The sequence below is a fragment of the Vibrio sp. YT-18 genome (assembly GCF_033337345.1).
Taxonomy (GTDB): domain Bacteria; phylum Pseudomonadota; class Gammaproteobacteria; order Enterobacterales; family Vibrionaceae; genus Vibrio; species Vibrio alginolyticus.
Window position 1 is genome coordinate 257309 of record NZ_JAWOQO010000004.1, and the last position, 11392, is coordinate 268700.

Here is an 11392-nt window from a genome sequence, read left to right on the forward strand (position 1 = left end):
TTTAAGCTACTGATCCAAAGGAATTATTTTCTTTCGCCCAATAAAAAACGCCCCAGTCAAAAACTGACTGGGGCGGCTGAATCAGCCTAATCCAATAACGTGAAACAAAAGGTCTGAAAGATAGAACATCTTACCTCTGTACCCTACGAGTATTAATGTACAACAATTGGTCAGAATTGCAAAGAATTTTTGTAGTTTTTTTTCATGAAACTTTTATTAAGCAACATCAAAGTTAACTTTGCGCTAGCTTTTTTAATCTCAAAAAAAAGCCAGCGTTTGTGCGCTGGCTCATAATTAATTGGTTATTTTGGTCTAAAAGTGACTAATGAGCTTGATCCCAGTTATCACCGTGACCTGCTTCTGCAACCAACGGTACTTTTAGCTCTGCTGCAGATTCCATCAATTTCTGTACTTTACTTTCAATTTCGGACAATGATGACTCTTCAACTTCAAAGACCAATTCATCGTGTACTTGCATTAATAACTTCACACGACCATTGCCTTCTTCCTGAATCCACTGATCAACCAACAGCATCGCTTTCTTAATGATGTCCGCAGCCGTACCTTGCATTGGTGCGTTGATTGCCGCACGTTCAGCAGCTTTACGACGCATCCCGTTGCGCGATTTGATTTCTGGTAAATGCAAACGTCGACCAAAAATCGTTTCAACATACCCTTTATCTGCTGCCGTGCTGCGTGTGTCTTCCATGTACTGCATCACGCCTGGGTAACGTTCAAAGTATGTATCCATGTACGCTTGAGCCTCACCACGAGGAATGCCTAATTGCTTCGCCAAACCAAACGCACTCATGCCGTAAATAAGACCGAAATTAACCGCTTTCGCACGACGACGTTGCTCACTTGAAACGTCCTCAATAGAAACACCCATGATTTCTGCTGCGGTTGCCGCGTGGATATCTTTGCCATCACGGAATGCATCCAATAAAGCTTGGTCGCCAGAAAGGTGCGCCATGATGCGAAGTTCGATTTGCGAGTAGTCGACCGCTAAGATTTTATGCCCTGATGGCGCGACAAACGCTTGACGAATACGACGGCCGGCTTCGTTACGAATTGGAATATTCTGTAAGTTCGGATCAGTAGAAGATAGACGACCCGTTGCGGTCACTGCTTGGTGGTAAGAAGTATGCACACGACCCGTTGATGGGTTGATCATCTTCGGCAGTTTGTCCGTGTAAGTTGATTTTAGCTTCGCCAGACCACGGTATTCCAAAATCAGTTTTGGTAGTGGGTAGTCTAGCGCGAGTTCTTGCAGAACTTCTTCATTCGTCGATGGTGTGCCTGATGGCGTTTTCTTCACAACCGGTAAACCCATTTTTTCAAATAGGATGGCTTGTAATTGCTTTGGCGAGTTCATGTTAAACTCTTGCTCTGCAATTTCGTACGCTTTCTTTTCAAGCTCATCAAGGCGAGCGGTAATCTCGACCGACTGCGCACTCAGCTTCATTTCATCGATAAAGACCCCAGTGCGTTCAATGCGCGAAAGAACTGGCACCAACGGCATTTCAATCTCTTCGTAAACTGTCTTCAGGCTTTCATCCTGCTCGATATTAGCAAACAAGCGATTGTGCAGACGAAGGGTCACATCCGCATCTTCTGCCGCGTATGGCGATGCTTGTTCCAGTTCGATTTGGTTAAACGTAAGCTGATTTTTGCCTTTACCTGCAATTTGCTCAAAAGAAATGCAGCTGTGCTGTAGGAAGCGAAGCGCCAAGCTGTCCATATCGTGTTTACCGCCGACACTGTTGTAGATATACGATTCCAACATCGTGTCGTGCTTGATACCTTTTAGCTCAATGTCGTAACGAGCGAGTACAGACGCATCATACTTTAAGTTTTGACCGACTTTTGCTTTCGTTGCATCTTCAAGAATTGGCTTCAGCTGTTCTAGTACCCAATCACGATCAAGCTGTTCAGGCGCATCTAAATAGTCATGTGCAACTGGCACATAAGCCGCAATACCTTCATCGACAGCGAATGACAAACCAACTAGATTCGCTAGCATGTAATCTAGGTTATCGGTCTCCGTATCAAATGCAAACAGCTCAGCCGTTTGAAGTTTATCTAGCCAAGCATTGAAGGTTTCTTTATCCAGAATTGTTTCATATTGGCTGCGATCGATTGTTACCGCAGAAGTTTCCATCTCGGCTTGAGAAGAAGAAGCTTGTGAAGATCCTGCAAGCTCTACGGCCTCCACTGATCCAGAACCGCCTTCAAGTAGTTCATTCAACCAAGATTTAAACGTCAGTTGGCCATACAGCTTCACTAATTCGTCTTTATTTGGTTCCGCTTTCAGCAATGATTCTGGCGTTTCCTCAAGCTCAACATCCAATTTGATGGTCGCGAGCTCATACGAAAGCATGGCATTTTCTTTGTTGTCGATGAGCTTTTTCGCCATGGTTTTAGAACCACGGAAACCAAGCCCTGCAATATCATCGAGGTTTTCATACAACTTCGTCAGACCACCAATACCTTGCAGTAGTGCGGTCGCCGTTTTATCACCGACACCCGGTACACCAGGAATGTTATCTACTTTATCGCCCATCAGTGCTAAGTAGTCGATGATCAACTCAGGTGGAATGCCAAACTTTTCAACCACACCTTCACGATCCATTACGACGTTTGTCATGGTGTTGATCAAAGTAATGTTATCATCCACTAGCTGCGCCATGTCTTTATCACCAGTACTGATCAATACAGGCATGCCCTTTTGTGATGCTTGGTATGCTAACGTACCGATGACGTCATCCGCCTCGACGCCAGGAACACAGATCAGCGGCAAACCCATTGCACGAATAACATTGTGTAATGGTTCAATTTGACAACGCAGGTCATCCGGCATTGGCGGACGATTCGCTTTGTATTCTGCATACATATCATCACGAAAGGTTTTTCCCTTTGCATCGAAAACCACCGCGATGCGCTCAGACGCAAACTGACGCATCATGCTGCGTAACATGTTCACGACGCCGTAAACGGCATTAGTTGGAATTTCACCATTGCTCATGGTGCCCGGGTAGGCGTGAAAAGCGCGATATAGGTAAGAAGAGCCGTCGATAAGGATCAACGGATTTTCAGGAATACTTGCCATAATTGTCTGTATCCAATTCAGTACTTGAGAGATCTGCCTAGGATGCCATGACTGCTGATCTGAATCTATCTTGTTCGCTCGATCTAGGTCGCGTAAATTTTTCCGACTTTATTCACGAAAACACCACTTCCTGTGGATAACTCTGTTTATAGAAATTATCCACTGGTTATCCAATAACAAAAAACACAAGAAAACACCAACCCAAACCATTGATTAATAACAACAAATTCGCATAACGGCGAGAAGATCAACGATCCTAAAATGATCATCGCATGTGGAAAAGATATTAATAGTGACGTCAAATAGAAATCGTAGAAAAGAAAAAAGCGACCCGAATGGGGTCGCCTAGCAGAAGTGGTAAAGCAAATTCTGTAAATAGAGCAGCTTAACCAAGAAGCTATAAATTACACTGGAAGCAATGTGAGCAATGTCGTGTCAAAAAGAATTCGTGCAAGTTCTCGGAAAAATGTTTCATCACTTCTCAACTTTCAGTTAATTAACTTCTGTTAATAAGTCACTCAACGTCCTTGTGAACTTTCCTCATTCCCTAAGACAGGTTTAATAATAATGATTCTCATTTCGTAGTCAACAGTTAAATGAGAAAAAATCTCATTTATTTTCACATTGCTTTAATGAAATGCACTCGAGATTCTCGAAGATTTACTTTTTCTTCAAACTTTTCAATTATATAGCCATTTCTCAATAACAAGCGAAGCATAGCCGGAAACTGGTTTCGAGATTTCACTTTTAATGTGTTGTAGCCTTGTTCTGCCACCCAATCCTCTTGAGCTTCCAAAAGCAGTTGTGCCACGCCTTCATTTCGAGCTTCAGGGACAACACCACCTAACCAGCTATAGAAAACACCATCCTCTAATTCGTAACCTATTTTGAAGCCGACAATCGTGCCATTTTTTTCTGCAACGAGGATTAAACTGTTTTTCTCTTCTAAACGTTGAGTCATGGAGTCTACCGTTTCTCCTTTCGAAAACTCGGTAACACGCGCCACAACTTGAAGTGCTTCTTCCAATGTGCCTTCACGAATCAGCATTGTCATTATTCTCTTCTCCAAAATAAAAATACCCAAGCACCTTGGATTGTTACTGTTGTAATCCGCCTGAGGTTACTTGGGTATATACAGACGAACAACTCTTGTTGGTCTGGTATTTCTCACTGAGCGATAATTACTCTTCTGTCGCTTCCGGAGTACGATTTAGGTGTTGAGCAGTTTGTGCATTCTCTTCTGCCAACCACTCAGCAACGTCTTTCGCAAAGTATGTTAAGATGCCATCTGCACCTGCACGTTTGAAGCACAATAGTGATTCCATCACAATTTCACGCTCTTTGAGCCAGCCATTCATGATCGCCGCTTTATGCATCGCGTACTCGCCAGAGACTTGATAAGCAAATGTCGGTACTTGAAGTTCAGTTTTTACTCGGCGAACTACATCTAAGTATGGCATACCAGGTTTAACCATCACCATGTCCGCACCTTCATTGATGTCTAGCGCCACTTCGTGAATCGCTTCATCAATGTTTGCTGGGTCCATTTGGTAGTTTTTCTTGTTGCCGCCTTTTAGATTTGAAGAAGAGCCAACCGCATCACGGAATGGTCCGTAGTAGTTCGATGCGTACTTAGCCGAGTAAGCCATGATTTGAGTATGAATGTAGCCCGCGTTTTCTAATGCTTCGCGGATCTTACCAATTCGGCCATCCATCATGTCTGAAGGCGCGACTACGTCAGCACCCGCTTCTGCATGAGACAAAGCCTGCTTAACCAATACTTCTGTGGTTTCATCATTCATTACGTAGCCATCTTCATCGATGATGCCGTCTTGGCCATGTGTCGTGAATGGGTCGAGTGCCACGTCTGTGATTACACCAATTTGAGGAATGTGTTCTTTAAGTGCTCGTACTGCTCGCTGAACCAAACCTTCTGGGTTGTAGGCTTCAGTAGCACATAAGCTTTTAGCGTCTTGGTTTACGACAGGGAAAAGCGCGATTGCTGGAACGCCTAGATTTGCAAGGTATTGTGCTTCTTCTAGCATTAAATCAATCGACAAACGCTCTACACCCGGCATGGACTCCACGCTCTCACGACGATCTTTACCCATAAGAATGAACATTGGGTAAATCAGATCATTAACAGAAAGTTGGTTCTCAGCCATCAAACGACGACTAAAATCGTGCTTACGTAAACGACGCATGCGGCGTGCAGGGAATGGACCTTGAATTGATACAGACACCATTTTCTCCTTGTCTGGACGGTTATGATGATCAAATCATCTGGTGAACAAAATCATATCACTCTTGATGCATGTTGCGAGTGACAATCTGGAAAAAGGTAATGAAAAAAACTGAAAATGACCCAGCACTCACACTCAAGTATACTTCGAATACGAAACCAACCATGAAGCACAGAGAGTAACGATGATCGATACCCACGCGCACATCTATGCTAGCGAATTTGATAACGACCGCGATGAAGTAGTACAACGCGCCTTAACGCAAGGCATTAATAAAATCCTGTTGCCAAACATCGATCTGGACTCAATTGAGCCCATGCTAAAAACCGAAGCGGCATATCCTGACGTATGCCACTCAATGATGGGGCTGCACCCTTGCTATGTGGATAACAACGTTGAGCAAACGTTGGAGATCATCCGCGGCTGGTTTGAGAAACACAAGTTTATTGCGGTGGGCGAAATCGGTATCGACCTGTATTGGGACAAAACCTATCGTGCTGAGCAAGAAATGGCGTTCGTAGCTCAACTTAACTGGGCAAAAGAGATGGATTTACCGGTCGTTATCCACACTCGTGATTCGATTGAAGAAACACTCACTTTGCTACGACAAGAGCAAGATGGTCGTCTGCGTGGTGTATTCCACTGTTTTGGAGGCAGCTTAGAAGAAGCACAAGCAATCAATGAGCTAGGCTTCCACTTAGGCTTGGGTGGCGTATCAACCTTTAAGAATGGCGGGATGGATAAAGTCATTCCACATTTGGATATGCAGTGGGTCATTTTAGAAACCGACTGTCCATATTTAGCGCCGGTGCCACACCGTGGTAAACGTAATGAACCAGCCTACACTTCTCTCGTTGCACAACGTGTTGCCGACTTGCGTGATGTCGACATCGCAACCATCGATGCCATAACGACTGAGAATGCCAAAAAGCTGTTTAATATTTAATTCACGAGAATTGAAAAAGCGACGAAATCAACGTCGCTTTTTTATCACCTAAACTATTGAATGAACGATTCAACCCGTTGAAATAGTAGAACAATCCATACAAAATTATTGATAAACATAATAATTAACTAGCAACTCTACTTACTTCTCATATCGTCACTTTACTTCGTCCGCTTTGCAAAACTGTCGACAACTCGACACATTATTTTTCTATACTGATTTACGCCCATTAATTAGCACAAATGTAAAACAGCATGAATATGGAAGTTGAAGTGTGTACACATGGTGCTTACTTACAACGCGTACCGCGCAGTTTTTTTCAAAAGCTGCTGGGCATCAAGGAAGTATACGTATGCACAAAATGTGGTTACGTCATGAAAGTTAAGTAATTAGCCCAAGAAAAAACCAACCGCAAAAAAAAGCGGCTCAATTGAGCCGCTTTTCACATCTAGATTAGCCTTATTCTTCGGTTTCCGCTTCTACTTCTTCGCTTCGACGAGTATAAAAACGCGCGAAGAACAAACCGACTTCAAACAGTAAACACATCGGAATAGCGAGTAAGGTTTGCGAGATCATGTCTGGTGGCGTTAACACCATACCTACGACAAACGCAGCCACTATAATATAAGGACGTTTCTGTCTTAAATCTTCTGGTGTAGTGGCCCCAGTCCAACACAACAAAATAATCGCAACAGGCACCTCAAATGCGATACCAAACGCCATAAATAGCGCCAGCACAAAGTCGAGATAACTCGAGATATCAGTTGCAAACTCTACTCCACCAAGAGAGATGGCGGTAAAGAAGCCAAACACCAATGGAAATACCACGAAGTAGGCAAATGCCACTCCACAGTAGAACAATAGCGAACTAGAAAACAGCAGTGGCATGATCAATCGACGTTCATGCTTGTACAAACCTGGCGCTACAAAGGCCCAAACTTGATACAAAATAAACGGCACCGCAATAAATACCGAAGCAATTAACGTCAGCTTAAGTGGCGTAAAAAAAGGTGACGCTACATCCGTAGCAATCATGGTCGCGCCTTCAGGTAGACGTTCTACTAAAGGTGCGGAAACAAACTCGTAAATGTGGTTAGAGAAATAAATTAGTCCGACAAACACGACCAACACTGCGAGGATTGAGCGCAGTAGTCGGTTGCGAAGCTCCAACAAATGACTAATTAAAGGTTGTGTCTGCTCGACGGTAGACATGGCAAACCTCTTATTAAAAACCAGATCAAAAAGGAGCTACCAATCACTAGTAGCTCCTCCTAATGAGACTATTCGGCTTTCTTATCTGCCGCTGTAACCTTGCTCTCTTGCGCTTTCACGGCCTCTTCGACTGCTGGCTCTGTTTTTACAGGCTCAGCCTCTGAATCGGTGTTCTTTGCGTAAGGACGATTTACAGATTGCGCTGCCTTCTTCAACTCTTCAACTGAAGATTTCAACTCAGGGGACAAATCATCCATCCCCATTTGTTCTGCTTTGCGCAAGTTTTCTTGCAGCTCTTGGACTTTCAGCTCGTGTGACAATTCGTCTTTGACGCTATTTGCCATACTCTTAGCGGCACCGATAAAGCGAGACACGCTGCGAATAGCATGAGGCAAACGCTCCGGCCCAAGAACGACCAGACCAACAACAGATATTAATACCAGTTCCCAAAAACCGATATCAAACACGTTTTACGCCTGCTCTTTGTCTTTTTTCGTTTCAGGAGCAGCTTCTTTTTTCTGCTGCTCTTCTAGACTTTTTGGTTCGAAGTCTGCGTCTTTGTCATTTTTCGCAGGTTCATCTTCGCTCATCGCTTTTTTGAAGCCCTTAACGGCACCACCCAGATCGCCACCGATACCGCGTAGTTTCTTTGTTCCGAATAGCAATACAACAATTACAGCAATGATTAGAAGTTGCCAAACACTGATACCACCCATTCTCTTTACCTCGGGTCTTTAAACAAACAAAAATATTTCAAGAGTTTAACGTCTATTGACGATAAGCTCGCCAACTAAGCAGCCAAAATGTGACACCTGCGATACCGCAGGCCAACGAAAGCTGCTCAAAAGCATCGTTCACCAATATTGCCGAGCATACGACTAAAGTCGCGCCAACGCCAAACAAAAACTTTCCTGTCGCCTGCTGGCGCTTGCTCTGGCGATACCCTTGATAAAGCTGATCCATACGTTGATTCATCGCTTTACCTTGTTTCAGGCTATCGTAAAGTAGCTCTGGCAGTTCAGGTAATTTCTCTGCCCAAAATGGTGCGCGGTCTTTAATCGCATTCACTAGAGCTTGCGGCCCAACTTGATTCATCATCCATTCCTCCAGGAATGGTTTTGCGGTCTCCCACAAATCAAGTTGAGGATATAGCTGCCTACCAAGCCCTTCCACGTACAACAGCGTTTTTTGCAACAGTACAAGCTGTGGCTGAACCTCCATATTGAATCGACGTGCCGTGTTGAACAAATTCAACAACACATGACCAAAGGAGATTTCGCACAATGGCTTAGCAAAAATAGGCTCACACACAATGCGAATCGCGAACTCAAACTCATCGACATTGGTATCCGCAGGCACCCACCCTGAATCCACATGTAACTCCGCCACTCGGCGGTAGTCACGATTGAAAAACGCCAGGAAGTTTTCCGCCAGATAACGCTTGTCTTCGCTATTAAGTGTACCAACGATTCCGCAATCTATCCCTATCCACATTGGGTTCTCTAGATGTTCGGGTTTGACGAACACATTACCCGGATGCATATCGGCATGGAAAAAGCTGTCTCGGAACACCTGAGTGAAGAACACACTCACACCGCGTTCCGCGAGCAATTTCATATTGGTGCCATTTGCTTTCAAGCCTTCAATATCAGAGACTTGAATGCCATATATTCGCTCAGAAACCATGACAGTTTCATTACTGAAGTCGGGAAAAACTTCAGGAACATACAATTCTTCGCTGCCCTCAAAGTTGCGGCGCAACTGAATGGCATTCGCCGCCTCACGTCGCAAGTCGAGTTCATCAAGCAGGGTTTTCTCGTACTCACGCACGACTTCAACTGGTTTTAAACGACGTGCTTCAGGCATCGCTCCGGCGACTATACGCGCCATTCGGTGCATCAGTTTTAGATCTGAATCAATGACTGGGCGAATATCTGGGCGGATAACCTTTAATACCACTTCTTGGTTAGTGTCTTTTATGCGCGCAGTATGTACCTGAGCAATCGACGCAGACGCCAGTGGTTTGATATCAAACTCGGTAAACCATTTTTCTAACGGACCACCTAATGCTTGCTCCATCTGCTTTTTTGCCAACTCGCCATCAAAAGGAGCGACTTGGTCTTGAAGTAAAGCTAGGGGATCAGCGATATGCGGAGGAAATAAGTCACGGCGCGTCGACATCATCTGACCGAACTTAATCCAAACCGGCCCCAGCTCTTGCAGTGCTAAACGCAGACGTTCACCGAGTGGTTTTTCTGGGTGCTTGTTCTTAATCCAAAACAAGCTTTTGCGCAGTAAAAGCGGAGCTTTGGTCAGTTGGTGATCGGGAAGCAGCTCATCTAAGCCGTATTCCAGTTGTACTTTGGCGATGTGGTATAAGCGCTTTAGTTCTGCTGGCGTCATGGTTTCTCCAATGCAGGCTTATCTGCATCCAGCTTATTCAGCAAAGCCGTTAAACGAGCTTCAATGCGAGAAGCCTGGCTGCGAACCTCATCAACTTGGTCGCAGAAATAGGCCACTTCTAACGGAGCGGGAGCCAGTTTCCATTCTTCAGTCACTACTTGCGCAAGATGACGCTGGTGTTTTTCTGCTTGAGACGCAAGAAAGTTGCCGATGTTTTTTGAACCTTGCACAAAGGTATGTGCGGCGACATCGCCAGTCACGCGAGACAACCACTCTTCAACATCTGGTTTGCAATCCACCATCAACTGAGAGAATTTCTGCGCCAATTGAATATCGCCTTCGAGTTCAAGTTTATCTTGTTTAATAAGACGAGTGATGTTGGCCTGATCGCGCAGCTCTGGTAACACACTCAAGTTGAGCGATAGATAGCAGTTAGGCTGCCCTTCGTAATGACCAAGCACATCAATTTGCTGACTAAAAACGAATGTCAGTGTTTTATTGATCTCTTTCAGGTGAACTTGAATAACTTGACCTTTTAGACGCGCTAAACGACGGCCCAATGCTGGGTCGTCTTTGATCAGTGTATTCAGTGACGTTTCAATCACAGCGGTGATAAGTGGTTCAAATGGCATGCCGTTAACCCTTAGAATTTATAACCGCGATGCAAAGCCACAATACCACCAGTTAAGTTGTAGTATTTGGTGTTTTCAAAACCTGCGTCTTGCATCATGCCTTCCAGCGTTTCTTGGTCTGGATGCATACGGATTGACTCCGCTAGGTAGCGGTAACTCTCTGAGTCATTCGCAACTAGCTCACCGATTCTCGGCAACAAGTGGAATGAATATGCGTCGTATACTTTCGATAACGGCTCTAGCACTGGTTTTGAAAATTCCAACACCAATAGACGGCCGCCTGGCTTCAGTACGCGGAACATTGAACGAAGCGCTTTGTCTTTGTCAGTCACATTACGCAAACAAAAACTGATGGTGATGACATCAAAATAATCATCTGGGAACGGCAGTTCTTCTGCGTTGGCTTGAACGTAATGCACGTTACCCACAATACCGTTATCACGCAGTTTATCGCGACCAACGTTAAGCATTGAGTTATTGATATCGGCAAGGATGACATGGCCTTCATCGCCAACAATGCGCGAGAATTTCGCCGTCAAATCCCCCGTACCACCACCTAGGTCAAGAATACGTTGGCCAGGGCGAGCGCCACTACAATCGATAGTGAAGCGCTTCCAAAGGCGGTGAATACCACCTGACATCAGGTCATTCATGATGTCGTATTTTGTTGCCACGGAGTGGAATACTTCGGCAACCTTAGTCACTTTTTCGTCTTTTGCCACTGTAGAGAAACCAAAGTGAGTGGTTTCATTCTCTAACGCTGTATTGGATTGCAAACTTGTGTCCGTCATTCTAATTCCTCTTAGGCAGCGCTTTCCTCTACGGGGCGTTTGTTGACAAATAAAAT

10 protein-coding genes are annotated in these 11392 nt (G+C 44.6%); 1 reads left to right on the top strand and 9 read right to left on the bottom strand.

The genetic code is table 11. The features are described from left to right. Positions 1–322: 322 nt before the first annotated feature. From polA to hemB, 3 genes are all read right to left on the bottom strand, one after another. Positions 323–3109, bottom strand: coding sequence for a DNA polymerase I (polA, locus tag R7M72_RS08045; RefSeq protein ID WP_053307273.1), 2787 nt, complete (start codon positions 3107–3109; stop codon positions 323–325). A 619-nt stretch (positions 3110–3728) separates the two neighbouring features. Then, positions 3729–4163, bottom strand: a complete 435-nt coding sequence (locus R7M72_RS08050; RefSeq protein WP_005379245.1) for a GNAT family N-acetyltransferase — start codon at positions 4161–4163, stop codon at positions 3729–3731. 127 nt (positions 4164–4290) lie between these two features. Continuing rightward, a complete protein-coding gene (hemB, locus tag R7M72_RS08055; RefSeq protein WP_031777176.1) occupies positions 4291–5352 on the bottom strand; it encodes a porphobilinogen synthase in 1062 nt (353 codons plus the stop codon). A gap of 184 nt (positions 5353–5536) precedes the next feature. On the opposite strand from hemB, the gene R7M72_RS08060 reads away from it, so the two are divergent. After that, positions 5537–6298, top strand: coding sequence for a TatD family hydrolase (locus R7M72_RS08060; RefSeq protein WP_005379240.1), 762 nt, complete (start codon positions 5537–5539; stop codon positions 6296–6298). Between the two features lie 459 nt (positions 6299–6757). Here R7M72_RS08060 and tatC read toward each other — a convergent pair whose 3' ends face one another. From tatC to ubiE, 6 genes are all read right to left on the bottom strand, one after another. Beyond that, a complete protein-coding gene (tatC, locus tag R7M72_RS08065; RefSeq protein ID WP_005379234.1) occupies positions 6758–7510 on the bottom strand; it encodes a twin-arginine translocase subunit TatC in 753 nt (250 codons plus the stop codon). A gap of 68 nt (positions 7511–7578) precedes the next feature. Then, positions 7579–7977 carry a Sec-independent protein translocase protein TatB gene (tatB, locus tag R7M72_RS08070; protein ID WP_017635021.1) on the bottom strand — a complete coding sequence of 133 codons (399 nt, stop codon included), beginning with the start codon at positions 7975–7977 and terminating at the stop codon, positions 7579–7581. A 3-nt stretch (positions 7978–7980) separates the two neighbouring features. Then, a complete protein-coding gene (tatA, locus tag R7M72_RS08075; RefSeq protein WP_005382958.1) occupies positions 7981–8226 on the bottom strand; it encodes a Sec-independent protein translocase subunit TatA in 246 nt (81 codons plus the stop codon). 52 nt (positions 8227–8278) lie between these two features. Further along, complete coding sequence (gene ubiB, locus R7M72_RS08080) at positions 8279–9913, bottom strand: ubiquinone biosynthesis regulatory protein kinase UbiB (protein ID WP_262600256.1); 1635 nt, start codon at positions 9911–9913, stop codon at positions 8279–8281. Further along, on the bottom strand, positions 9910–10545 hold the full coding sequence (locus R7M72_RS08085) for an SCP2 domain-containing protein (RefSeq protein ID WP_005379213.1): 636 nt from the start codon (positions 10543–10545) through the stop codon (positions 9910–9912). The genes ubiB and R7M72_RS08085 overlap by 4 nt, the downstream gene beginning before the upstream one ends. Positions 10546–10556: 11 nt before the next feature. Then, on the bottom strand, positions 10557–11336 hold the full coding sequence (gene ubiE, locus R7M72_RS08090) for a bifunctional demethylmenaquinone methyltransferase/2-methoxy-6-polyprenyl-1,4-benzoquinol methylase UbiE (RefSeq protein ID WP_005379210.1): 780 nt from the start codon (positions 11334–11336) through the stop codon (positions 10557–10559). Between the last annotated feature and the right edge of the window lie 56 nt (positions 11337–11392).